Annotated in this window: 23 protein-coding genes and 2 pseudogenes; 15 read left to right on the forward strand and 10 right to left on the reverse strand. The window is 50.6% G+C overall.

Annotated features, from left to right (window positions below):
- Window positions 1-31: 31 nt before the first annotated feature.
- Window positions 32-700 carry a phage shock protein PspA gene (gene pspA / locus HBM92_RS12875; protein ID WP_000511015.1) on the reverse strand — a complete coding sequence of 223 codons (669 nt, stop codon included), beginning with the start codon at window positions 698-700 and terminating at the stop codon, window positions 32-34.
- A gap of 165 nt (window positions 701-865) precedes the next feature.
- Between pspA and pspF the strand changes: the two genes are divergently transcribed.
- The 8 genes and pseudogenes from pspF to sapF all read left to right on the forward strand — a co-directional run bounded on the left by pspF (window position 866) and on the right by sapF (window position 8,110).
- A complete protein-coding gene (gene pspF / locus HBM92_RS12880) occupies window positions 866-1,843 on the forward strand; it encodes a phage shock protein operon transcriptional activator (RefSeq protein WP_001327153.1) in 978 nt (325 codons plus the stop codon).
- A gap of 185 nt (window positions 1,844-2,028) precedes the next feature.
- Window positions 2,029-2,136: pseudogene (locus HBM92_RS12885) on the forward strand (hypothetical protein); the annotation flags it as partial.
- A gap of 133 nt (window positions 2,137-2,269) precedes the next feature.
- Complete coding sequence (locus HBM92_RS12890) at window positions 2,270-2,515, forward strand: YmjA family protein (RefSeq protein WP_001015099.1); 246 nt, start codon at window positions 2,270-2,272, stop codon at window positions 2,513-2,515.
- A gap of 312 nt (window positions 2,516-2,827) precedes the next feature.
- Window positions 2,828-4,471, forward strand: a complete 1,644-nt coding sequence (gene sapA, locus HBM92_RS12895; RefSeq protein WP_001250202.1) for an ABC transporter substrate-binding protein SapA — start codon at window positions 2,828-2,830, stop codon at window positions 4,469-4,471.
- Complete coding sequence (gene sapB, locus HBM92_RS12900; RefSeq protein WP_000583286.1) at window positions 4,468-5,433, forward strand: putrescine export ABC transporter permease SapB; 966 nt, start codon at window positions 4,468-4,470, stop codon at window positions 5,431-5,433. The genes sapA and sapB overlap by 4 nt, the downstream gene beginning before the upstream one ends.
- The gene (gene sapC, locus HBM92_RS12905; RefSeq protein ID WP_001146163.1) at window positions 5,420-6,310 is read left to right on the forward strand and encodes a peptide ABC transporter permease SapC; all 891 of its coding nucleotides are present in this window, start codon (window positions 5,420-5,422) and stop codon (window positions 6,308-6,310) included. Before sapB ends, sapC begins: the two co-directional genes overlap by 14 nt.
- Window positions 6,310-7,302 (forward strand): peptide ABC transporter ATP-binding protein SapD, encoded by a 993-nt coding sequence (gene sapD / locus HBM92_RS12910; protein ID WP_001128858.1) that lies wholly within the window; start codon window positions 6,310-6,312, stop codon window positions 7,300-7,302. Before sapC ends, sapD begins: the two co-directional genes overlap by 1 nt.
- A gap of 1 nt (window position 7,303) precedes the next feature.
- On the forward strand, window positions 7,304-8,110 hold the full coding sequence (gene sapF, locus HBM92_RS12915) for a peptide ABC transporter ATP-binding protein SapF (RefSeq protein ID WP_000573407.1): 807 nt from the start codon (window positions 7,304-7,306) through the stop codon (window positions 8,108-8,110).
- 47 nt (window positions 8,111-8,157) lie between these two features.
- Here the strand turns inward: sapF and HBM92_RS12920 are convergent, their stop codons facing one another.
- The 5 genes from HBM92_RS12920 to HBM92_RS12940 all read right to left on the reverse strand — a co-directional run bounded on the left by HBM92_RS12920 (window position 8,158) and on the right by HBM92_RS12940 (window position 15,650).
- A complete protein-coding gene (locus HBM92_RS12920; RefSeq protein WP_000135018.1) occupies window positions 8,158-9,321 on the reverse strand; it encodes a multidrug effflux MFS transporter in 1,164 nt (387 codons plus the stop codon).
- 8 nt (window positions 9,322-9,329) lie between these two features.
- Window positions 9,330-10,703 carry an efflux transporter outer membrane subunit gene (locus HBM92_RS12925; RefSeq protein ID WP_000946214.1) on the reverse strand — a complete coding sequence of 458 codons (1,374 nt, stop codon included), beginning with the start codon at window positions 10,701-10,703 and terminating at the stop codon, window positions 9,330-9,332.
- A gap of 3 nt (window positions 10,704-10,706) precedes the next feature.
- Window positions 10,707-13,814: an efflux RND transporter permease subunit gene (locus HBM92_RS12930; protein ID WP_000492814.1), complete on the reverse strand. Its 3,108-nt coding sequence runs from the start codon at window positions 13,812-13,814 to the stop codon at window positions 10,707-10,709.
- Complete coding sequence (locus tag HBM92_RS12935; RefSeq protein ID WP_000873806.1) at window positions 13,814-14,935, reverse strand: efflux RND transporter periplasmic adaptor subunit; 1,122 nt, start codon at window positions 14,933-14,935, stop codon at window positions 13,814-13,816. The genes HBM92_RS12930 and HBM92_RS12935 overlap by 1 nt, the downstream gene beginning before the upstream one ends.
- Before the next feature lie 148 nt (window positions 14,936-15,083).
- Window positions 15,084-15,650: a TetR/AcrR family transcriptional regulator gene (locus HBM92_RS12940; protein ID WP_000202113.1), complete on the reverse strand. Its 567-nt coding sequence runs from the start codon at window positions 15,648-15,650 to the stop codon at window positions 15,084-15,086.
- Between the two features lie 477 nt (window positions 15,651-16,127).
- Between HBM92_RS12940 and fabI the strand changes: the two genes are divergently transcribed.
- The 3 genes from fabI to rnb all read left to right on the forward strand — a co-directional run bounded on the left by fabI (window position 16,128) and on the right by rnb (window position 20,190).
- Complete coding sequence (gene fabI, locus HBM92_RS12945; protein ID WP_000506492.1) at window positions 16,128-16,916, forward strand: enoyl-ACP reductase FabI; 789 nt, start codon at window positions 16,128-16,130, stop codon at window positions 16,914-16,916.
- Between the two features lie 144 nt (window positions 16,917-17,060).
- A complete protein-coding gene (locus HBM92_RS12950) occupies window positions 17,061-18,188 on the forward strand; it encodes a carboxymuconolactone decarboxylase family protein (protein ID WP_001443124.1) in 1,128 nt (375 codons plus the stop codon).
- 67 nt (window positions 18,189-18,255) lie between these two features.
- Entirely contained in the window at window positions 18,256-20,190 is a 1,935-nt protein-coding gene (rnb, locus tag HBM92_RS12955; RefSeq protein WP_000485012.1) for an exoribonuclease II, read from the forward strand.
- Between the two features lie 76 nt (window positions 20,191-20,266).
- Here the strand turns inward: rnb and HBM92_RS12960 are convergent.
- A pseudogene (locus HBM92_RS12960) lies at window positions 20,267-20,370 on the reverse strand (hypothetical protein).
- 53 nt (window positions 20,371-20,423) lie between these two features.
- On the opposite strand from HBM92_RS12960, the gene pdeR reads away from it, so the two are divergent.
- Window positions 20,424-22,409, forward strand: a complete 1,986-nt coding sequence (gene pdeR / locus HBM92_RS12965) for a cyclic di-GMP phosphodiesterase (protein WP_000859933.1) — start codon at window positions 20,424-20,426, stop codon at window positions 22,407-22,409.
- Here the strand turns inward: pdeR and ymiD are convergent.
- Window positions 22,391-22,519, reverse strand: a complete 129-nt coding sequence (gene ymiD, locus HBM92_RS25355; protein WP_023148853.1) for a protein YmiD — start codon at window positions 22,517-22,519, stop codon at window positions 22,391-22,393. The two genes, pdeR and ymiD, sit on opposite strands and share 19 nt — an antisense overlap.
- Before the next feature lie 37 nt (window positions 22,520-22,556).
- Between ymiD and yciZ the strand changes: the two genes are divergently transcribed.
- The 3 genes from yciZ to osmB all read left to right on the forward strand — a co-directional run bounded on the left by yciZ (window position 22,557) and on the right by osmB (window position 24,055).
- Complete coding sequence (gene yciZ / locus HBM92_RS12970; RefSeq protein WP_001288368.1) at window positions 22,557-22,730, forward strand: protein YciZ; 174 nt, start codon at window positions 22,557-22,559, stop codon at window positions 22,728-22,730.
- A gap of 88 nt (window positions 22,731-22,818) precedes the next feature.
- Complete coding sequence (locus tag HBM92_RS12975) at window positions 22,819-23,568, forward strand: DNA-binding transcriptional regulator YciT (RefSeq protein WP_001088608.1); 750 nt, start codon at window positions 22,819-22,821, stop codon at window positions 23,566-23,568.
- Between the two features lie 268 nt (window positions 23,569-23,836).
- Window positions 23,837-24,055, forward strand: a complete 219-nt coding sequence (gene osmB, locus HBM92_RS12980; RefSeq protein WP_000498253.1) for an osmotically-inducible lipoprotein OsmB — start codon at window positions 23,837-23,839, stop codon at window positions 24,053-24,055.
- A 125-nt stretch (window positions 24,056-24,180) separates the two neighbouring features.
- Here osmB and yciH read toward each other — a convergent pair whose 3' ends face one another.
- The gene (yciH, locus tag HBM92_RS12985) at window positions 24,181-24,507 is read right to left on the reverse strand and encodes a stress response translation initiation inhibitor YciH (protein ID WP_001443123.1); all 327 of its coding nucleotides are present in this window, start codon (window positions 24,505-24,507) and stop codon (window positions 24,181-24,183) included.
- Window positions 24,507-25,244, reverse strand: a complete 738-nt coding sequence (gene pyrF / locus HBM92_RS12990) for an orotidine-5'-phosphate decarboxylase (protein WP_001357400.1) — start codon at window positions 25,242-25,244, stop codon at window positions 24,507-24,509. The genes yciH and pyrF overlap by 1 nt, the downstream gene beginning before the upstream one ends.
- Window positions 25,245-25,357 lie beyond the last annotated feature (113 nt).

Here is a 25,357-nt window from a genome sequence, read left to right on the forward strand (position 1 = left end):
GGCGGCGCGTTCGGACGCCGCCTGGATGTTATTATTGATTGTCTTGCTTCATTTTGGCTTTTAATTGTGCCAGTTGCTCGCTGATTGCATCATCGGCTTTCAGTTCGGCAAACTGATCGTCCAGCGATTTTTGTTTACCGAAGCTGTGGCTTTCTGCTTCCGCTTCCATCTGGTCGATACGGCGTTCGAAAGATTCGAAACGAGCCATTGCTTCATCCAGTTTGCCACTGTCCAGCTGACGACGCACATCGCGCGACGAGTTTGCCGCCTGATGGCGTAACATCAATGCCTGCTGGCGAGCGCGTGTTTCGCTCAATTTGTTTTCCAGCTCGCCGATCTCTTTCTTCATACGCACTAGCGTATCGTCCACCAGCGTCACTTCATGTTCCAGGCTCTTAATCAGATCGGTCAGTTTCTGTTTTTCAATTAACGCCGCACGCGCCAGATCCTCTCTATCTTTCAGCAGTGCCAGTTCCGCTTTTTCCTGCCATTCAATTTCACGCGCCGACGCTTGTTCAATACGACGAGTCAGCTGTTTCTTTTCTGCCAGCGCACGCGCCGAAGTAGAACGTACTTCAACCAATGTATCTTCCATCTCCTGGATCATCAGACGCACCAGTTTCTGTGGATCTTCCGCTTTCTCTAACAGAGCGTTGATGTTGGCATTCACGATGTCGGCAAAGCGAGAAAAAATACCCATAATGTTGTCCTCTTGATTTCTGCGTTCAGGATTGTCCTGCTGAACTGTTAATACAATTTGCGTGCCAATTTTTATCTTTTTGATTTATAAAGATCTGATTGAAGAATCAACAGCAACATGCCAGGATGAATTAGCGAATTACACTAACAAGTGGCGAATTTCATCATGGCAGAATACAAAGATAATTTACTCGGTGAGGCGAACAGCTTTCTCGAAGTGCTGGAACAGGTTTCGCATCTCGCACCGCTGGACAAACCGGTGCTCATCATCGGCGAGCGCGGCACCGGTAAAGAGCTGATCGCCAGCCGCCTGCATTATCTCTCCTCCCGTTGGCAAGGGCCGTTTATTTCCCTTAACTGCGCGGCGTTAAATGAAAATCTGTTGGATTCCGAACTGTTTGGTCACGAAGCGGGGGCGTTTACCGGTGCGCAAAAACGTCATCCAGGGAGATTTGAACGTGCCGACGGCGGTACGCTATTTTTTGATGAACTCGCTACGGCACCGATGATGGTGCAGGAAAAATTATTGCGTGTGATTGAGTACGGTGAACTGGAGCGCGTCGGCGGCAGCCAGCCATTGCAGGTGAATGTGCGGTTGGTATGCGCGACGAATGCCGATCTCCCGGCGATGGTCAATGAAGGTACTTTTCGAGCTGACCTGCTCGACCGGCTGGCTTTCGATGTAGTGCAACTGCCACCACTGCGCGAGCGTGAAAGCGACATTATGTTGATGGCAGAACACTTTGCCATCCAGATGTGTCGGGAAATCAAGCTGCCTCTGTTCCCGGGTTTTACAGAGCACGCCAGAGAAACATTGCTGAATTATCGCTGGCCGGGAAATATACGTGAATTGAAAAACGTGGTGGAACGTTCAGTGTATCGTCACGGCACCAGCGATTATCCGCTTGATGACATCATTATTGATCCCTTTAAACGCCGTCCATCTGAAGAAGCCATCGCCGTTTCAGAAAACACCTCGCTTCCGACGCTGCCACTGGATTTACGCGAGTTTCAGATGCAGCAGGAAAAAGAGTTGCTGCAACTCAGTTTGCAACAGGGGAAATATAACCAGAAGCGCGCCGCTGAATTGCTGGGGTTAACCTATCATCAGTTCCGCGCGTTGTTGAAAAAGCACCAGATTTAGCGAAGTTGGGCAATACAACTTGCCGGATGCAGCGTGAACGCTTTATCCGGCATACATAATCAATACGTCGTTTGCAGGCCTGATAAGCGCTGCGCATCAGGCATTATTGCGTTAACCCTGCTTCTGCGTATTAATCTCTCAGCGCATCCTGCAAAATTTTCATTGCCGCATCGAATTGCGCAACCGGGATGGTATGGGCTTCGTTAGGCGGCGCATATTTGTGGTATTTGATCCGCCGCTATCGCAAAGTGCCGTTGTATGATGGCGACAGAACGCCGGTGAGCGAAACGTAATAGTCGAATGCGCGGCGCATTATCCTGCCTGAGGGTAATGCACCGCGCCATTAACTATAAAAATATGTATGACCCGGATCACGAGTGCTATCATCCGCCTTTATGCTTAGCGCATTAACCCCAGGGGCAAATAATGAACCACGATATCCCGCTAAAATATTTTGATATTGCCGATGAGTACGCGACCGAATGCGCAGAGCCTGTCGCAGACGCTGAACGCACACCGCTGGCCCACTACTTCCAGTTACTGCTCACCCGTTTGATGAATAATGAAGAGATCAGTGAAGAAGCCCAACATGAAATGGCTGCTGAAGCGGGGATTAATCCCGTACGCATTGATGAGATCGCAGAGTTTTTGAATCAATGGGGTAATGAGTAATTATTTAATTGCAGACTATCGGTCAGTATCGTTGCCCGGATAAAGCGTTCGCGCCGCATCCGGCTAAAAATGACACGCACTGCAGCATGCTTTAATGGGTTTCTCACGATCGTACCGCTATGCTCCTCGCTAAGTTGTTCTGTGAGTTATAGTTATAAAGAAATCACGGGTACGAATGTTGAACTGATGGCGACGCCACCTGTTCAATGACCAACCACACGGCCCTCATTACGACCTCTGAACACAAACGGTAATGGCAAATGTCATTAAATATTAGTAAGATAGCCTCTTTACATAAAATCCCTTAATATTATGCGCCAGGTATTATCGTCTCTTTTGGTGATTGCTGGACTTGTGAGTGGTCAGGCAATCGCCGCGCCTGAATCCCCCCCGCATGCTGATATCCGCGACAGCGGTTTTGTCTATTGCGTCAGCGGGCAAGTCAACACCTTTAACCCATCCAAAGCGAGCAGTGGGTTAATTGTCGATACCCTTGCCGCCCAGTTTTATGATCGACTGCTGGATGTCGATCCCTATACCTATCGCCTGATGCCGGAACTTGCCGAAAGCTGGGAAGTACTCGACAACGGCGCGACCTATCGCTTCCACCTGCGTCGCGATGTTCCGTTTCAAAAAACCGACTGGTTTACTCCCACTCGTAAAATGAATGCCGATGATGTGGTGTTTACCTTCCAACGGATTTTTGACCGCAACAACCCGTGGCATAACGTCAACGGCAGTAACTTCCCCTATTTCGACAGTCTGCAATTTGCCGATAACGTGAAAAGCGTCCGCAAGCTGGATAATCATACCGTTGAGTTCCGTCTCGCCCAGCCGGATGCTTCTTTTTTGTGGCACCTGGCGACCCATTATGCTTCGGTCATGTCGGCAGAATATGCAGGGAAGTTAGAGAAAGAAGATCGCCAGGAGCAACTCGACCGTCAACCGGTCGGCACCGGTCCGTATCAGTTGTCGGAATACCGCGCCGGGCAATATATTCGCTTACAACGTCATGATGATTTCTGGCGTGGTAAGCCGTTGATGCCACAAGTGGTGGTGGATTTAGGCTCTGGCGGTACAGGACGATTGTCGAAACTCCTGACCGGGGAGTGCGACGTTCTGGCCTGGCCTGCTGCCAGTCAGCTATCCATTTTGCGTGACGACCCACGCTTGCGTTTAACGCTGCGTCCTGGGATGAATGTCGCCTATCTGGCATTCAACACCGCCAAACCGCCGCTAAATAATCCGGCGGTCCGCCATGCGCTGGCACTGGCGATTAATAACCAGCGCCTGATGCAATCCATCTATTATGGTACGGCTGAAACGGCGGCCTCTATTTTACCGCGAGCCTCGTGGGCCTATGACAACGAGGCTAAAATTACTGAATACAATCCGGCAAAATCGCGCGAACAGTTGAAGGCGTTGGGGCTGGAAAACTTAACGCTGAAACTGTGGGTGCCCACACGTTCGCAGGCGTGGAACCCCAGTCCACTGAAAACCGCCGAACTGATTCAGGCGGATATGGCACAGGTTGGCGTAAAAGTGGTGATTGTGCCGGTAGAAGGTCGTTTTCAGGAGGCGCGGTTGATGGATATGAGCCATGATCTGACGTTATCCGGTTGGGCGACGGACAGTAACGACCCGGACAGTTTCTTCCGTCCGTTACTGAGCTGCGCAGCAATTCATTCGCAGACCAACCTCGCCCACTGGTGCGATCCGAAATTCGACAGCGTATTGCGTAAGGCGCTCTCTTCGCAGCAGCTGGCGGCGCGTATTGAAGCCTATGACGAAGCGCAAAGTATTCTGGCGCAGGAATTACCTATTCTGCCGCTGGCGTCGTCATTGCGTTTGCAGGCCTATCGGTACGATATCAAAGGTCTGGTACTTAGCCCGTTTGGTAACGCCTCCTTTGCTGGGGTGTATCGCGAGAAACAGGATGAGGTGAAAAAGCCATGATTATCTTCACCTTACGCCGTATTTTGTTATTGATTGTGACCTTGTTCCTGCTGACCTTCGTTGGCTTCAGCTTGAGCTATTTCACCCCACATGCGCCGTTACAAGGCGCGTCACTGTGGAATGCCTGGGTGTTCTGGTTTAACGGCCTGATCCACTGGGATTTTGGTGTTTCCAGCATTAACGGTCAACCGATTGCCGAACAGTTAAAAGAGGTCTTCCCGGCGACGATGGAACTGTGCATCCTCGCCTTCGGTTTTGCGCTGATTGTTGGCATCCCCGTAGGAATGATTGCCGGGATTACGCGCCATAAGTGGCAGGATAACTTGATCAACGCCATCGCCTTACTGGGCTTTTCAATCCCGGTGTTCTGGCTGGCGCTTCTGCTGACGCTGTTTTGTTCACTCACGCTAGGTTGGTTGCCCGTTTCTGGGCGTTTCGATTTGCTCTACGAAGTGAAACCGATTACCGGTTTTGCGTTGATTGATGCCTGGCTTTCGAACTCACCGTGGCGGGATGAAATGGTCATGAGCGCAATCCGCCATATGATATTGCCCGTGATCACCCTGTCGGTTGCGCCAACAACTGAAGTGATCCGACTGATGCGTATCAGCACTATCGAAGTGTATGACCAGAACTATGTTAAAGCAGCGGCAACCCGCGGTTTGTCGCGCTTTACTATTTTGCGTCGCCACGTTCTGCATAACGCGTTACCTCCGGTTATTCCTCGCCTGGGCTTACAGTTTTCCACCATGCTGACGCTGGCGATGATCACCGAAATGGTTTTTAGCTGGCCGGGTTTAGGGCGCTGGTTAATTAACGCCATCCGCCAGCAGGATTACGCAGCCATTTCCGCCGGAGTGATGGTGTGTGGCTCACTGGTCATTATTGTTAACGTGATTTCTGATATTTTGGGTGCCATGGCTAACCCTCTGAAACATAAGGAATGGTATGCCTTACGATAGCGTATACAGCGAAAAGCGCCCGCCGGGCACGCTGCGTACCGCCTGGCGCAAATTTTATAGTGACGCCTCTGCGATGGTCGGCCTGTACGGCTGCGCGGGGCTGGCTGTACTGTGTATTTTTGGCGGCTGGTTTGCGCCTTACGGCATCGACCAGCAATTTCTCGGTTATCAATTATTGCCGCCGTCATGGTCGCGCTATGGCGAAGTTTCTTTCTTCCTGGGGACTGACGACCTCGGACGCGATGTTTTAAGCCGTTTACTGAGCGGAGCTGCGCCAACCGTAGGTGGCGCATTTGTGGTGACGCTCGCCGCGACGATCTGTGGCCTGGTACTGGGCACCTTCGCCGGGGCGACCCACGGCCTACGCTCAGCGGTGCTTAACCATATTCTGGATACCTTACTGGCGATCCCTTCGCTGCTGCTGGCAATTATCGTTGTAGCGTTTGCCGGACCGAGTTTGTCTCACGCCATGTTTGCTGTCTGGCTGGCATTGCTGCCGCGTATGGTACGTTCGATTTACAGCATGGTGCATGACGAACTGGAAAAAGAGTACGTTATCGCCGCCCGTCTGGATGGCGCATCAACGCTGAATATTCTCTGGTTTGCTGTGATGCCCAACATCACCGCCGGACTGGTCACCGAGATCACTCGCGCATTGTCGATGGCAATTCTCGATATCGCCGCGCTGGGCTTCCTTGACCTCGGCGCACAACTGCCCTCGCCTGAATGGGGCGCGATGCTCGGTGATGCGCTGGAACTGATTTATGTCGCCCCATGGACTGTCATGCTGCCAGGTGCGGCAATTATGATTAGCGTGCTGTTGGTTAACCTCCTTGGCGACGGTGTCCGTCGTGCAATTATTGCGGGGGTGGAATAATGCCATTACTCGATATTCGTAACCTGACCATTGAATTTAAAACCGGTGATGAGTGGGTTAAAGCCGTCGACCGCGTAAGTATGACCTTAACCGAAGGTGAAATCCGCGGTCTTGTTGGCGAATCAGGTTCCGGCAAAAGTTTGATTGCGAAAGCGATTTGTGGGGTGAATAAAGATAACTGGCGTGTTACTGCTGACCGTATGCGTTTTGATGATATCGATTTGCTGCGTCTCTCCGCACGCGAACGGCGCAAGCTGGTTGGTCACAACGTGTCGATGATTTTCCAGGAACCGCAGTCGTGTCTTGACCCTTCAGAACGTGTGGGTCGCCAGTTGATGCAAAACATCCCTGCCTGGACCTATAAAGGCCGTTGGTGGCAGCGTTTTGGCTGGCGCAAACGCCGTGCCATTGAACTGCTGCACCGCGTGGGGATTAAAGATCACAAAGATGCGATGCGCAGTTTTCCCTATGAGTTGACCGAAGGTGAATGTCAGAAAGTGATGATAGCCATTGCACTGGCGAATCAACCACGTCTGCTAATTGCTGACGAACCGACCAACTCAATGGAGCCAACAACCCAGGCGCAAATCTTTCGCCTGCTGACGCGTCTCAACCAAAACAGCAATACCACTATTTTGCTTATCAGCCATGACTTACAAATGCTTAGCCAATGGGCGGATAAAATTAACGTGCTTTACTGCGGTCAAACGGTGGAAACCGCGCCGAGTAAGGAGTTGGTGACGATGCCACACCATCCTTATACCCAGGCGCTGATCCGCGCGATACCAGACTTCGGCAGCGCGATGCCGCATAAAAGTCGCCTCAATACGCTGCCCGGCGCTATCCCGCTGCTGGAACAGTTACCGATTGGTTGTCGTCTGGGGCCACGTTGCCCGTATGCACAACGAGAATGCATTGTGACGCCACGTTTGACGGGGGCGAAAAATCATCTCTATGCCTGTCATTTCCCGCTGAACATGGAGAAAGAGTGAGATGATCGAAACGCTACTTGAAGTGCGCAATTTAAGTAAAACGTTCCGCTACCGGACCGGCTGGTTTCGTCGTCAGACCGTAGAAGCGGTAAAACCCTTGAGCTTTACGCTACGTGAAGGCCAGACACTGGCGATTATCGGCGAGAATGGTTCGGGTAAATCCACGCTGGCAAAAATGCTGGCGGGAATGATAGAACCTACCAGCGGCGAGTTATTGATTGACGATCATCCGCTGCATTTTGGCGATTATTCCTTCCGCAGTCAGCGTATTCGCATGATTTTTCAGGATCCTTCCACCTCGTTGAATCCCCGTCAACGTATCTCGCAAATTCTGGATTTTCCACTGCGCCTGAACACCGACCTGGAACCGGAACAGCGTCGCAAACAGATTATTGAAACGATGCGTATGGTTGGGCTGCTACCGGATCACGTCAGTTACTATCCGCATATGTTAGCACCCGGGCAAAAACAGCGTCTGGGTCTGGCGCGCGCGCTGATATTGCGCCCAAAAGTCATTATTGCCGATGAAGCCCTCGCCTCACTGGATATGTCGATGCGTTCGCAGTTGATTAATCTGATGCTGGAGTTACAGGAAAAACAGGGCATTTCGTATATTTATGTTACCCAGCATATCGGAATGATGAAGCACATTAGCGACCAGGTGCTGGTGATGCATCAGGGCGAGGTTGTCGAGCGAGGCAGCACCGCAGATGTGCTGGCATCGCCGCTGCATGAACTCACCAAACGGCTGATCGCCGGTCATTTTGGCGAAGCATTGACGGCGGATGCGTGGCGTAAGGACCGTTAGTGTTTTGCACCTCATCCTGACAGGCCCCCCTCAGGATGAGGTGTTCATTACTTTTGATTGTCGATTCTGGTGAGAGCAACCAGCAATGCCAGCGTATAACACACCGTAATTGCCAGACTCATTTTTAACAGTGTTTCTCCGCCAATTCCCGACAATGGCGCGGCTATACCGCCGAAGACAAACATGCTCATCCCCATCAACGCAGACGCCGTTCCAGATTCCTGCGTCCCTACTGCACTCATAGCCTCTGCCCCGCCAACAGTGCCGATGCCGCTACAAAATGCGATGGTGAAAAATAATGCCACCAGTGCCGGAATGGGCAATTGTATCCATGCGCATAAGACCGTGAGCAATGCACACAAAATTGCCGCTATCAGGCCACCTCGCAACAATGTCATCGCGTTAATCCGTCGCGCCAGGCGCGAGAAGATCCATGAAGCAATGATAAGTCCGATGCCGTTAAGGCCAAACACCAGGCTAAATTGCATTGGACTAAAGCCAAATTCCTTCTGCAACACGAACGACGAAGAGCCGATATATGCAAACAAACCAGCCAGCATAAAGCTTTGAATCAGGCAAAAGCGCATAAAACGGCGGTTCTGCACCACGCTTCGTCCGGTTAATAGCAATGATGAGCCCCTTTTATTTTCTGGCAAGGTCTCATTAATAAATAACAGGCAGCCCAGCAACAGTACGGTGCTAATTTCAGCCATTACCCAGAATAAAGTGCGCCAGTCAAAAGTGCTAACAATGTACCCGCCCAGCACTGGCGACAACACCGGTGCCAGGCCATTCACCGTCATTAACAGCGCAAAAAACTGGGTCAACGTTACTCCCTGATATTTGTCACGAGCAATAGAACGAGAGAGCACCGAACCACCCGCCCCCGCGATCCCTTGAATAAAACGCCAGACCACCAGCCAGTAAATATTGTTCGTTGTCGCGCATAAAATGGAAGAAACAATAAACAATAGCAACGACAAGATTAACGGACGTTTACGCCCTATTTTGTCGCTCAGAGGGCCAAATAACAGTTGTCCGACGCCAAGACCAATCAGTGATGCGGTCAGGGTTAATTGCGTTATGGTCGTGGTTGCCGCCAGTTGCTCAGACATCTCCGGCAAAGCCGGCAAATAAAGATCGGTACACATCGGGCCGATACCGGCTAAAAGACCAAGAATCAATGCCCATGAAAGAGAGACTCTAGCCATATTATTCCTTACTTGAGTGATGACATACCGCCGCCCAGCGACTGCCAGAGCGTGATTCGGTTTGTAAAATCAGTCAGTTGCAGTGCCAGCAGCTCCTGCTGTGCGCTCCACAAGCTGCGCTGCGCCGTCAACACGGTCAGGTAATCACCAACACCCGCCTGATAGCGACGCAAGCCAACATCGACCGTTTGTTGCTCAGCTTTAACATACTGGCGCTGTGCATCCAGTTGCTCTTCAAGCGTGGTCCGCCGCGCCAGTGCGTTAGCGACATCTTTAAATGCGCTCTGAACGTTTTTTTCATAGGTGGCAATGAGCCCACGCTTTTGTGCTTCTGCGTAACGAAGCTGCGCCAGATTACTTCCGCCAGTGAACAGCGGTAATGTGACCGATGGCGCAAATGACCAGATCTGCATTCCGTGGCTGAACAACGACGACAATGCGTCACTGCCAACACCGGCACTGGCAGTCAGCGAAATCGTCGGGAAAAAGTTAGCCCGCGCCGCGCCAATATCTGCATTGGCGCTCTTCAAATTATGTTCAGCTTCCTGGATATCCGGGCGACGCAGCAGAACATCAGATGATACTCCCGCAGGAACCAGACTTATCATTTGTTCCGGCAGGCTTTCCAGTGTTCCCGGTAGCAGATTTTCCGCAAGCGTTGTACCTGCCAGTAAGTTCAGCGCATTTTTATCCTGCATCACTTGTGTCTGATAGCTGGCAACGCTGGCGCGCGCTTGCTGATAAACACTCATCGCCTCACTGACATCTGTCGCTGCCGCCGTGCCAACCTGTTGCTGGCGCTGGATAATTTTCAATGAGTTTTCTGCACTGGCCATCGTTTCTTTTGCCAGGGCCAGGTTGCTGTTATCGGCCGCCAGTGTCAGCCAGGCGGTGCTGATTTCAGCAATCAGCGTTAAACGAGTGTTCTGGGCTGTAAATTCACTGGCAAGCCAGGTTTCCCGCGCCGCCCGAGATAAACTCTGATTACGACCAAACAGATCTAGCGTATAACTGGACACCGTGCCGTCAGCCTCGGCAGTTGTTCCCGTACCATTCGCCAGCGAACGACTGCGAGTCGAACTTAAGGCCGCATTCACCGTCGGAAATAACGACGCATTAGTTTGCCCATAGAGCGCCCGTGCTGAGTCAATATCAGCAATCGCTTTTTGCACATCGCGGTTACGGTTCAGTGCAATGGTTACTACCTGCTGCAATCGGGGATCGTGGATCACCTGCTGCCAATCATGGCTGATTGCCTTCCCCTGGCCCTGTGCTCCCGGCAAGGTCGCCGGGATTGGGGATTCAGGCGTACTGTAGTGAGGATCGAGCGAGACACATCCCGCACTCAACAACACCAGAAAAATAAGAGAACGACGCAACATAACTTACTCCTGACGGCGCGGTTTACCGGCAAACAAACGTTTCACCAGTACAAAAAACAGAGGAACGAAGAAAATGGCCAGTAATGTAGCGGTCAGCGTGCCGCCAATAATGCCCGTACCAATGGCGATGCGGCTGTTCGCCCCTGCGCCGGTTGCTATCGCCAGCGGCATTACCCCCGCAATAAACGCCAGCGAGGTCATGATGATTGGGCGTAAACGAGTCTGCGCCGCGCGTAATGCCGCACGACTCAAGGAATAGCCCTCTGCAACCGCCGCTTCAGCAAATTCCACAATCAGAATGGCGTTTTTCGACGACAAGCCGATAGTAGTTAATAGCGCTACCTGGAAGTAAACGTCGTTGTTTAAATCACGCATCCAGGCCGCCAGCGCCGCGCCAAGAAGCCCCAGAGGGATCACCAGAATGACCGAGAACGGGACTGACCAGCTTTCGTACAGTGCTGCAAGGCAGAGGAAAACCACCAGAATAGAAACTGCATACAGACTTAATGCCTGACCGCTGGCCAGTTTCTCCTGCAATGACAAACCACTCCAGGCCCAGGTTGTTCCCGCAGGAAGACTGTTTGCCAGTTCCTCCATTTTTGTCATTGCATCGCCGGAACTAAAGCCAGTCGCGTTTTCGCCCTGAATTTCATAGGCTGCCGAGCCGTTGTAGCGCACCAGTCTTTCCGGTCCATACAGCCAGCGGGTGGTCGCAAAAGCAGAGAATGGTGTCATGGCGTTATCGCTACCGCGCACAAACCATTTACCTAAGTCTGACGGCGCGGAACGAAATTCGCTGTCGCCCTGAATGTAGACTTTTTTCACACGACCACGGTCAATAAAGTCATTCACATAAGTACCGCCCCACGCACTGGACAGGGTGTCGGTGACATCATTCAAACTCAACCCTAATGACACCGCTTTATTACTATCAATATCTACCTGCAATTGCGGCATTTGTGGCAAATCATTGGCGCGTACAGAATGTAACTCCGGACTTTGATTCGCTTTTTCTATCAACTGATTACGCATTTGCAGCAGTGTTTCACGATCGGTTCCACCGTTAGCTAACAATTCAAACGTAAAACCATTGCTTTGCCCCAGCCCATCAACGGCTGGCGGCGTCATCGCAAATACCGTGGCATCACGAATTGTGCCCAGCTCTTTGGTAGCCCGTAGGGCGATAGCCTGGGCGGTGTTTTCTGCCCCTTTACGTTGAGACCAGTTTTTCAACGAAACAAACGCCATCCCGGTGTTCTGTCCGCTGCCGCTAAAACTGAAACCATCAACGGTAAAGATGACATCGGTATTTGCTTTCTCGTTAATCAGGAACCAGTCAACAATCTGGCGATTCACTTCTGCTGTACGGGCAGCGGTCGCCCCGGCCGGCAGCGTGTACTGCACCATGATTTCGCCCTGGTCTTCAGTGGGTAAGAAACTGCCCGGCAGCTTCCACATCATCAGGGCCATTCCACCACCCAGCACGACATAAAGCCCCATCGTTCGGGCTGCACGGCGCAGGACATAAATTACGCCTCGCTGATATTTATCTTCAGTACGGCGGTAAAAGCGGTTAAATGCGCCGAAAAAGCCTTTTTTATGTGGCGGAACATGCTGGAGGACGGAACCGCACAGGGCGGGAGTCAAGGTCAATGCCACCACCACGGAAAGCAGCATTGCGGAGATGATGGTGATGGAGAACTGACGATAAATTACGCCCGTAGATCCCCCAAAGAAGGCCATCGGCAGGAATACGGCTGACAACACCAGCGCAATGGCAACCAGTGCGCCAGAAATCTCGCCCATTGATTTTTCCGTGGCTTCACGCGCGGGCAACCCTTCGTCACGCATAATGCGTTCGACGTTCTCTACCACCACAATGGCATCGTCCACCAGCAAGCCGATCGCCAGCACCATTGCAAACAACGTCAGGGTATTAATCGAATAGCCAAACAACGCAAGAACGCCGAATGTGCCCAGCAAAACGACGGGGACAGCTAACGCCGGAATCAGTGTGGCACGCAGGTTTTGCAGGAATAAATACATCACGCAAACCACCAATACGATGGCTTCAAACAGCGTCTGAATTACGTCCTCTACGGAGATTTTAATAAATTCAGTGCTGTCTTTCGGGTATGCGATGTCGTATCCCTGCGGCATGTTCCGCTGGAATTCGGCAATCTTATCCTTGACCAGCGTCGCCGTATTCAGCGCATTCGCACCGGGCGAAAGCATTACAGCAACCCCGGCAGACGGGTGACCGTTAAGTTTGCCAATAGCGGTATAATCTTCACTGCCCATCTCAACGCGAGCCACATCTTTTATACGAACAACTGCGCCGTCTGACTGGCTTTTCACGATAATATTTTTGAACTGATCCACCGTCTGCAAGCGAGACTGCGCACGTACCGTTGCGGTCAGTTGCTGAGTATTCGGTGAAGGCAATGCCCCTATTTTCCCGGCAGTAACCTGCACGTTTTGCGCTTCAATAGCACTTTGCACGTCTGAAGGCATCAGCGAGTAAGACGCCAGTTTGGCCGGGTCGAGCCAGATGCGCATGGCGTATTCCGCGCCAAAGACTTGCAGACTCCCCACACCTTCAACACGCGCCAGGGGGTCCTGAACGTTACTGACCAGCCAGTCGGCGATATCCGAACTGGAGGCTTTGTCAGTGGTGTCATACACGGCAGCAATCAGCAAAAAGTTGCTTTGTGATTTCTCCACCGTAACACCCGTTTGCTGCACTTCGCTGGGTAGGCGCGACTCCGCCTGCTGAATTTTATTCTGCACCTGAACCTGTGCAGTATCTGGATCGGTACCTTGTTCAAAGGTCACATTAATACTGACCGAACCATCAGAGCTACTGGTTGAGCTGAAATAGAGTAAATTATCAAGCCCAGTGAGTTGTTGCTCGATAACCTGAGTCACGCTGTTCTCCAGCGTTTCGGCAGAAGCACCAGTATAAGTGGCTGAAATTTTAATGGTCGGCGGTGCAACGTCAGGATATTGCGCGACGGGCAATGTGCGAATAGCCAGAATCCCCGCCAACATAATCAAAATGGCGATAACCCAGGCAAAGACCGGGCGGCGAACAAAAAAGCGCGAAAACATCAGGCGTTGCCTCCATTAGCCTGAACTTCAACAGCCTTGACGGTCTGCCCTGAAGTGACTTTGGCAGAACCTTCAACAATCAGTCGGTCGCCGTTGTGCAGGCCGTTCAGCACCAGCCATTTATCACCATACGTTTCTCCCGTTTCGAGCGTTCGCTGCTCTACTTTATTGTCTTTATTCACCACCAGCGCAGTTGCATTGCCTTTAGCATCGCGCGTAACGCCCTGTTGAGGCGCGAGAATAGCGTCTTCCATCACGCCTTCATCGACACGAGCGCGAACAAACATTCCCGGTAATAACTGCTGTTGTGGATTGGGGAAAATTGCCCGTAATGTCACCGAACCGGTAGACTCATCCACCGCGACTTCGGTGAGTTCCAGACGCCCTTTTTCGCTGTAGGTTGTGCCATCTTCCAGAATAAGTGAGACGCTCATGGTGTCACTGTTGGTCGCCAGTGACTGTTTACGCAGACGTAATAAATCGACACTGGAGCGAGTGAGGTCGACATACATTGTATCCAGACCACGAATAGTCGTTAACGCTGTATCCTGCGACGCGGTCACCAGTGCGCCAGGGGTTACCGACGAAATGCCAATACGCCCCGAAATCGGTGCGGTTACCGTGGTCCAGTCAAGATTAATGCGCGCAGTTTCCAGTGCGGCTTTTTTCGCCTCTACACTGGCTTTATCTTGTGCACAGGTAGACTGAGCATCATCAGCATCCTGTTGTGAAACACCGTTCTCTTTCACCAGTCGGGTATAACGCTGCGCTTTCTGGCAATCGGCTTTTACCAGTGCCTGTGCTTGTTGTAATGCTGCCCGGGCTTCATTCCATGCAGCCTGATAACTGGCCGCATCAATCTGGTAGAGAGGCTGTCCAGCCTTGACCAGATCACCTTCCTTAAATAAGCGTTTCTGGATAATTCCCCCAACCTGCGGACGTACTTCAGCACTGAGCGCAGCACTGGTACGTCCGGTTAATTCACTGACTACCGAAACCGGTTGAGATTTGAGCGTAACAACGCCGACTTCTGTTTCTGACGGGGATGAATTGTTACTTTGCGTATTATCACAACCCGATAAGAGCAGCATTGCCACTACAGATGTTGCTATATACTTCATTATTTTCTCCAGGGTGAGAAATACCCTCCTCATTGAAATTAATGAGGATATGTCAGGGATATTCAGTTATAACGAACCCGCATCGCGAAATGAATTTCGCAATGAAATAAGGGGGATTAATATCCCCCGCTATTGGTTAATTCTGTTCTTATTTATTTATCAACATACTAACAATATCCTGATATATTTCCTGCAGATGTTGTGGATCGCTTTTTTGCGGTGTTAAACGACGATAAACCGTACCTTCCATCATGGTAGCAAACACTTCAACGCAGCAACGAATGTGCTCGTCGCTAAGATGGGGATGCATTCTTTTCATATGTGCACAACCGTTAGCGAACATTCTGGCGTCAGCTTCTTCAAGCATTGCCATAACCCGCGGGTTGCGTGTGGCTTCTGCAGCCACTTCCAGCATCAGCGCGTCGTCGTCCTCATTTAAGGATTTACGCAAGGCAAGGACTTCCGGGAAGTGATCGGTACGCGCGTCAATGTCCATTTGGGCAATACGAAAGTCGATGATACGACGAACCATCTCTTCAATAATGGCGTCTTTGTTGGCGAAGTAACGATATATCTGACCCACGCTAAGCTGAGCTTCGCTGGCAATTTGCGACATACTGGCGGCATGAAATCCGCAGCGACGAAAACACCGACGGGCGGCGTTAATGATTTCATCCTGGCGCTGTTTGTGGCGTATCTCCAGCTTGCTGGTCATTTCTGTCTCCTGGCCTATCACTTGATGAGAATGATCGTTCTCATTTTTGCTAATTATACGTTTCTCCAAAGTAATGGAAAGTATTTTTATCTTATTCATGATGCATATTCTGATAATGAAGAGATTGTGGAGATTCTGTGAAGATAGTTGACAATATTAAGTTGGGGTCAATTCATCAGAAAGACAGCGACTTGTTGTCGCCAGTTCTGTTTTCATCATCAAATTTATCGGAGCTAATACGAATAGTTTCATAGTCAGATTCTATAAGATATTTCCCCAACCTCCCCCTTGCAGGCGTCAGGAGTAGATAACGCAAAATGCTCTGTACCGCAGCTTCTCTCCGCTACAGAAAGCGCAACTATAGCCACCCACAGCCAGGTTGATTATAATAACCGTTTATCTGTTCGTACTGTTTACTAAAACGACGAATCGCCTGATTTTCAGGCACAACAAGCATCAACAATAAGGATTAAAGCTATGGGTTTTCTTTCCGGTAAGCGCATTCTGGTAACCGGTGTTGCCAGCAAACTGTCCATCGCCTACGGTATCGCTCAGGCGATGCACCGCGAAGGAGCTGAACTGGCATTCACCTACCAGAACGACAAACTGAAAGGCCGCGTAGAAGAATTTGCCGCTCAATTGGGTTCTGACATCGTTCTGCAGTGCGATGTTGCCGAAGATACCAGCATCGACACCATGTTCGCTGAACTGGGGAAAGTTTGGCCGAAATTTGACGGTTTCGTACACTCTATTGGTTTTGCACCTGGCGATCAGCTGGATGGTGACTATGTTAACGCCGTTACTCGTGAAGGCTTCAAAATTGCCCACGACATCAGCTCCTACAGCTTCGTTGCAATGGCAAAAGCTTGCCGCTCCATGCTGAATCCGGGTTCTGCCCTGCTGACCCTTTCCTACCTTGGCGCTGAGCGCGCTATCCCGAATTACAACGTTATGGGTCTGGCAAAAGCGTCTCTGGAAGCGAACGTGCGCTATATGGCGAACGCGATGGGTCCGGAAGGTGTGCGTGTTAACGCCATCTCTGCTGGTCCGATCCGTACTCTGGCGGCTTCCGGTATCAAAGACTTCCGCAAAATGCTGGCTCATTGCGAAGCCGTTACCCCGATTCGCCGTACCGTTACTATTGAAGATGTGGGTAACTCCGCGGCATTCCTGTGCTCCGATCTCTCTGCCGGTATCTCCGGTGAAGTGGTCCACGTTGACGGCGGTTTCAGCATCGCTGCAATGAACGAACTCGAACTGAAATAATCGTTCTGTTGGTAAATATTGGGCGGCGTTCTGCCGCCCGTTATCTCTGTTATACCTTTCTGATATTTGTTATCGCCGATCCGTCTTTCTCCCCTTCCCGCCTTGCGTCAGGATAACGATTTCCTTTACGACCAAGGAGCGCCCATGGAACAACGCCACATCACCGGCAAAAGCCACTGGTATCATGAAACGCAATCCAGTACTGCGGAGTATGACGTTCTGCCTCTGGTCCCGGAAGCCGCAAAGGTCAGCGATCCCTTTCTGCTCGACGTGATCCTTGATGAAGAAACGCTGGCACCCTTCCTTTCATGGCTGGTCCCTGCGCGCGTTCTTGCAGTAGAGTTGTTCCCTGACCCGCTTACCGTGACCCGTTCACAGACCTTCACCGCTTATGAACGCTTGTCGACGGCCCTGACGGTTGCTCAGGTTTGCGGCGTCCAACGGTTATGTAACTACTATTCGGCGCGACTTACGCCGCTCCCCGGGCCTGATTCCTCCAGGGAAAGTAATCATCGGTTGGCACAAATCACGCAATATGCCCGCCAACTGGCTAGCTCGCCTTCTATTATCGACAACCGATCGCGCCAGCATCTGAATGACGTTGGTCTTACTGTCTGTGACTGTGTGATCATTAACCAAATCATTGGTTTTATTGGCTTTCAGGCGCGGACAATTGCGACATTTCAGGCTTATCTCGGGTATCCGGTACGCTGGTTACCCGGGCTGGAGATACAAAACTACGCCGACGCGTCACTGTTTGCTGATGAATCATTACGCTGGCGAAGCAGCTATGAGGTGGAAAAACTCCCTGAAGAGCACACAAAAAGTTCAACTGCAGAACTTTGCCAACTGGCCGAAACACTCTCTCTCCACCCTATTTCACTTTCCCTTCTCGAAAAGTTGTTAAACAGCACACGGGTCAATACACAGCCGGATAATCAGCTTGCGGCGTTGTTATGCGCGCGGATAAATGGCAGTCCTGCTTGTTTTGCCGCCTGTATGAATTCATCAAATGAATATAAAAAAATCAGCCCCTTTCTGCGCAAGGGCGAAAATGAAATTAACCGATGGGCTGACCGTCATTCTGTTGAGCGCGCTACCGTTCAGGCGATACAATGGCTGACCCGAGCACCCGATCGCTTTAGCGCCGCCCAGTTCAGCCCATTACTCGAACACGAAAAATCATCAACGCAGATTATTAATCTGCTGGTATGGAGCGGGCTGTGTGGCTGGATAAATCGCTTAAAAATCGCGTTGGGTGAGACATATTAACCTTGCCGCGTCAGACAGATTCGCGTAAAACTGTCAGCCGCTCTAATGGCCACCAAAATAGACAATTATGTTTCAGGACAACCCGCTGCTAGCGCAGCTTAAACAGCAACTGCATTCCCAGACGCCACGCGCTGAAGGGGTGGTAAAAGCCACAGAAAAAGGCTTTGGCTTCCTGGAAGTCGACGCGCAAAAAAGTTATTTCATTCCGCCGCCGCAGATGAAAAAAGTCATGCATGGCGACCGAATTATCGCGGTGATCCACAGTGAAAAAGAACGTGAATCCGCGGAGCCAGAAGAACTGGTTGAACCGTTCCTGACTCGTTTCGTGGGTAAAGTTCAGGGCAAAAATGACCGTCTGGCCATCGTTCCTGATCATCCACTCTTAAAAGACGCCATTCCTTGCCGCGCAGCCCGTGGCCTGAACCACGAGTTTAAAGAAGGCGACTGGGCGGTTGCCGAAATGCGCCGTCATCCGCTGAAAGGCGATCGTTCTTTCTATGCTGAACTGACACAATACATCACTTTTGGTGACGATCACTTTGTACCGTGGTGGGTTACCCTTGCGCGTCATAATCTGGAAAAAGAAGCACCAGACGGCGTCGCTACCGAAATGCTCGATGAAGGTCTGGTTCGTGAAGATCTGACTGCGCTGGATTTTGTCACCATCGACAGTGCCAGCACAGAAGATATGGATGACGCCCTTTTCGCCAAGGCGTTACCGGATGGCAAACTTCAGCTGATTGTGGCGATTGCCGATCCAACCGCGTGGATTGCTGAAGGCAGCAAGCTGGACAAAGCCGCGAAAATTCGCGCATTCACCAACTATCTGCCTGGCTTCAACATCCCTATGCTGCCTCGCGAGCTTTCTGACGATCTCTGCTCACTGCGCGCCAATGAAGTCCGCCCGGTACTGGCATGCCGCATGACGCTCTCCACTGATGGCACCATTGAAGATAATATCGAATTCTTTGCCGCCACCATCGAATCCAAAGCGAAGCTGGTGTATGACCAGGTTTCTGACTGGCTGGAAAATACCGGTGACTGGCAGCCTGAAAGCGAAGCAATTGCCGAACAAGTCCGTTTGCTAGCACAAATTTGCCAACGCCGCGGCGAGTGGCGTCATAACCACGCACTGGTGTTTAAAGATCGCCCGGATTACCGCTTTATTCTCGGTGAAAAAGGTGAAGTGCTGGATATCGTCGCCGAGCCTCGTCGCATTGCCAACCGTATCGTCGAAGAAGCGATGATTGCCGCTAACATTTGTGCGGCCCGCGTACTGCGCGATAAGCTCGGTTTTGGCATCTATAACGTGCATATGGGCTTTGATCCGGCGAATGCCGACGCGTTGGCAGCGTTGCTGAAAACGCACGGTCTGCATGTCGATGCTGAAGAAGTGCTCACGCTGGACGGTTTCTGCAAACTGCGTCGTGAACTGGATGCGCAACCAACTGGTTTCCTCGACAGCCGCATTCGTCGCTTCCAGTCATTTGCTGAAATTAGCACTGAACCCGGTCCTCACTTTGGCCTCGGTCTGGAAGCATACGCCACCTGGACTTCGCCGATCCGTAAATATGGCGACATGATCAACCACCGTCTGCTGAAAGCGGTTATCAAAGGCGAAACTGCGACGCGTCCACAGGATGAAATCACTGTCCAAATGGCCGAGCGTCGCCGTCTCAACCGGATGGCAGAACGTGATGTTGGCGACTGGTTATACGCACGCTTCCTGAAAGACAAAGCCGGGACCGACACCCGTTTCGCGGCGGAAATTGTCGATATCAGCCGTGGCGGCATGCGTGTTCGTTTGGTTGATAACGGCGCTATCGCCTTTATTCCAGCACCTTTCTTACACGCTGTGCGCGATGAACTGGTTTGCAGCCAGGAAAACGGCACTGTACAAATTAAAGGTGAAACGGCTTACAAAGTGACTGACGTTATTGACGTCACCATTGCCGAAGTCCGCATGGAAACCCGCAGCATTATTGCGCGCCCAGTCGCGTAATCTCCTTTCACGGCCCATTCCTCATGGATGGGCCGTTTATTTCCCCGCTCAACCTTCGTCATATCCCGGCAGATTTTTAACTGACTTTCGTTTGAAAACTGGCGTTTTTCCAAAACTGGATTACAAATAAATATATAAAAAAACAATGTGTTTAGCCGCCGTTAATTTCATGTAAGTCATGTTGTTCCTTTTATTTAACTGCGGACTCCGCTGTTAACCGGAGGATATGCATCATGAAAACCGTTAGGGAGTCCACAACGTTGTACAACTTTCTCGGATCGCACAATCCATACTGGCGGTTGACGGAAAGCAGCGATGTTTTGCGCTTTTCTACCACCGAAATCACAGAACCCGATCGTATTTTGCAACTATCTGCCGAACAGGCTGCTCGCATCAGGGAAATGACGGTCATCACCTCCAGCCTGATGATGAGTCTGACCGTCGATGAAAGCGATCTTTCTGTGCATCTGGTAGGACGAAAAATCAATAAACGAGAATGGGGAGGCAACGCGTCTGCATGGCATGACACACCGGCGGTTGCTCGTGATTTATCACATGGGCTTTCCTTTGCTGAGCAGGTAGTTTCTGAAGCACATTCCGCAATAGTGATTCTCGACAGCCGGGGGAATATCCAGCGCTTCAATCGGTTATGTGAAGATTACACAGGGTTGAAAGAACACGACGTCATTGGGCAAAGCGTGTTTAAACTGTTTATGAGTCGTCGTGAAGCTGCGGCATCCAGGCGCAATAACCGTGTATTTTTTCGAAGCGGCAATGCATATGAAGTCGAACTATGGATACCAACACGTAAAGGCCAGCGGCTGTTTCTGTTTCGCAATAAATTTGTCCACAGCGGCAGTGGCAAAAACGAGATTTTTTTAATCTGTTCCGGCACCGACATTACCGAAGAGCGCCGCGCTCAGGAGCGACTGCGTATTCTGGCAAATACCGACAGTATCACCGGACTGCCGAATCGTAACGCGATGCAGGAGTTAATCGATCACGCTATTAATCAGGCAGATAACAATAAAGTTGGGGTTGTGTATCTTGATTTGGATAATTTTAAAAAGGTCAACGACGCCTATGGGCATTTGTTTGGTGACCAGTTATTACGCGACGTGTCATTGGCTATTTTAAGCTGTCTCGAACATGACCAAGTATTGGCGCGTCCAGGTGGCGATGAGTTTCTGGTACTGGCATCCAATACCTCACAAAGCGCGCTGGAAGCATTGGCATCACGAATTTTGACCCGCTTACGACTCCCCTTTCGCATTGGTTTAATTGAAGTTTATACCAGCTGTTCAGTAGGTATTTCACTCTCTCCCGAACATGGTTCGGACAGCGCGGCTATTATTCGTCACGCCGACACAGCAATGTACACAGCGAAGGAAGGCGGACGAGGACAATTTTGCGTTTTTACCCCAGAAATGAATCAGCGGGTATTTGAATATCTCTGGCTGGATACCAACTTGCGTAAAGCACTGGAAAACGATCAGTTGGTTATTCACTATCAACCGAAAATCACCTGGCGTGGCGAAGTGCGCAGTCTGGAAGCACTAGTACGTTGGCAGTCACCTGAACGTGGGTTGATTCCACCGTTGGACTTCATTTCCTACGCCGAAGAATCAGGGCTAATTGTGCCTTTAGGCCGTTGGGTGATTCTCGATGTCGTACGCCAGGTAGCGAAGTGGCGGGATAAAGGCATTAACCTGCGAGTGGCGGTAAATATTTCTGCACGTCAGCTCGCCGATCAAACCATTTTCACCGCCCTGAAACAGGTTCTCCAGGAACTCAATTTTGAATACTGCCCTATAGATGTTGAACTGACGGAGAGCTGCCTGATTGAGAATGATGAACTGGCACTGTCTGTTATTCAACAATTTAGCCGATTAGGTGCGCAAGTTCATCTGGACGATTTTGGTACCGGCTACTCTTCACTTTCGCAACTGGCGCGCTTTCCGATCGATGCCATCAAACTTGACCAGGTTTTTGTTCGGGATATTCACAAACAGCCTGTCTCGCAATCACTGGTCCGGGCGATCGTCGCTGTGGCCCAGGCATTGAATCTTCAGGTGATCGCCGAAGGTGTAGAAAGTGCAAAGGAAGATGCTTTTTTAACCAAGAACGGGATCAATGAGCGACAAGGATTTTTGTTTGCCAAACCGATGCCCGCCGTTGCCTTCGAACGCTGGTATAAACGCTATCTGAAGCGCGCATAAGTAGATGAATATATATACTTAGCGCTATATTCCGTCATTATATATCGTATTCCCGGATGATAATTAGCCGTTGCTGTTAAACACTTCTCTTTTAGCGGCAATTTTTGCATTATTCATTTTTCCCCTTTTGCTATAAGGATGTCCTTGATGTCTGAATTTGATGCCCAACGCGTTGCCGAACGTATTGATATTGTGTTAGATATCCTTGTGGCAGGCGATTACCACTCTGCGATCCATAATCTCGAGATACTTAAAGCAGAACTCTTGCGCCAGGTTGCTGAATCTACGCCAGACATCCCGAAGGCACCGTGGGAGATCTAACAATCGTGCCTTCAGGTTTTCCTATTTGAGGATGCCCGGCGCGTCAGTATTTTTTATTTAGTATTATAACGTTATAAGAATTACAGCGATGAATTCCCGACAACAAACTATTCTACAGATGGTCATTGACCAGGGTCAGGTTAGCGTAACCGATCTGGCAAAAGCCACTGGAGTTTCTGAAGTTACCATTCGCCAGGATCTCAACACCCTCGAAAAACTGAGTTACCTCCGACGTGCACATGGTTTTGCAGTTTCGCTTGATAGTGATGACGTCGAAACCCGTATGATGAGCAACTATACGCTGAAGCGTGAACTCGCCGAGTTTGCCGCGTCACTGGTTCAACCGGGCGAAACCATCTTTATCGAAAATGGTAGCAGCAATGCCCTGCTCGCCAGGACTCTGGGCGAGCAGAAGAAAAATGCCACTATCATCACGGTCAGCAGCTACATCGCGCATTTGCTGAAAGACGCGCCTTGTGAAGTCATTTTGCTCGGTGGCGTGTACCAGAAAAAAAGCGAAAGTATGGTTGGCCCTTTGACACGCCAGTGCATCCAACAGGTGCATTTCAGCAAAGCATTTATTGGTATTGATGGCTGGCAACCTGAAACTGGGTTTACCGGTCGCGATATGATGCGTACCGATGTGGTCAATGCCGTGCTGGAAAAAGAGTGCGAGGCGATAGTCCTGACCGACAGCTCGAAATTTGGTGCTGTACATTCATACTCCATCGGCCCCGTTGAGCGATTCAATCGCGTGATTACCGATTCGAAAATACGCGCCAGCGATCTGATGCATCTTGAGCACAGTAAACTCACCGTTCACGTCGTTGACATTTAACCATTTCCCTTCTCTACGGATGATTTGCAGTTTGGCAAATCATCCGCTCTAAGATGATTCCTGGTTGATAATTAAGACTATTTACCTGTTATTAACACTCTCAAGATATAAAATTATTATCAGCGATATAACAGGAAGTCATTATCACCTGCGTGATATAACCCTGCGCGCGAGCGGATTTCACGGAATAATTTCACCTGGCTTATTCTTAGCTATTATAGTTATAGAGAGCTTACTTCCGTGAATCATAAATTCAGGAGAGAGTATTATGTTTGTAACGAGCAAAAAAATGACCGCGGCTGTTCTGGCAATTACCCTGGCAATGTCTCTGAGTGCCTGTTCTAACTGGTCTAAACGGGACCGCAACACCGCAATCGGTGCAGGTGCAGGGGCATTAGGCGGTGCAGTACTGACCGATGGCAGTACGTTGGGTACATTAGGTGGTGCAGCCGTCGGTGGTGTTATTGGTCACCAGGTCGGTAAATAATCGTAAATAAATGTCGATTATCGACTCGCAATTATAATACGCTTGATTCTGTTCAGTACGAAATAACTGAATAATACACACAGTAAAATATTCGAAAGCCACGGATATATCCGTGGCTTTTTATGTTAGCCGCCTGCGAGTTTTACCTTCATCCCTTTCGCTTCAAGCATTGATTTTAATAAATCACGCTTATCGCCCTGAATTTCAATAATTCCATCTTTAACTGCTCCGCCGCAGCCGCATTTTTTCTTCAGTTCAGCTGCCAGTTTCGTCAGTTCGGCATCATCGAGATCGACACCGGTAATCAGGCAAACGCCCTTACCTTTGCGTCCACTGGTCTGACGCTGAATACGCACCACACCGTCGCCTTTAGGGCGTACAGGGGCCGCTTTTGGCTCATCAATACGTCCGGTTTCCGTTGAGTAGACCAGACGACTGTTGGAATCACTCATCATGCACTCCGCTGTAAAGAGGCGTTGATCGCTTTCAGCGTCTGCGCTGGATCTACCGATTGCGTTACCGGGCGACCAATCACCATATAATCAACACCAGCCGACAACGCCTGTTCTGGCGTCATAATGCGGCGCTGGTCACCAGCATCACTCCCCTGCGGACGAATGCCCGGCGTAACCAGTTTGAACTCCTGACCGAATACCTGTTTAAAGCGCACAGCTTCCTGAGCAGAACACACCACACCATCAAGGCCACATTTTTGCGTCAGTGCCGCCAGACGTTCTGCATAATCTGCAGGTGACAGTGTCACGCCAAGATCGGCCAGGTCGCTGGCTTCCATGCTGGTCAACACTGTCACAGCAATCAAAAGCGGTGCATCTTTGCCAAACGGAACCAGTGCCTCACGCGCTGCGGCCATCATACGCGCCCCACCGGAGGCATGAACATTCACCATCCACACGCCTAAGTCAGCCGCAGCAGCGACAGCGTGTGCTGCAGTGTTGGGAATATCGTGGAATTTCAGGTCAAGAAAGATATCAAAACCACGCTGTTGAAGTTCGCTCACAAACTGTGGCCCAAACAATGTAAACATCTCTTTGCCGACCTTCAGACGACAATCGCGTGGGTCGATCTTGTCGACAAAGGCCATCGCGGCATCGCGATTATGATAATCAAGGGCAACAACTACAGGAGAATTCGTAACAGCGCGGGAAGAAGATGAAGCAGTTAACGTCATGACCAGACCTTCTTGATGATGGGCACCGGAAGTGGCGCGAAACAGGTAAACGGCGAGCATTCTACCCGTGGAAATAAAAAATTAACAGTTGCGATTTCTCCTCTGGCAGGCTT

It is taken from the genome of Escherichia sp. E.sYA108, from assembly GCF_011754335.1.
Taxonomy (GTDB): Bacteria; Pseudomonadota; Gammaproteobacteria; order Enterobacterales; family Enterobacteriaceae; genus Escherichia; species Escherichia coli.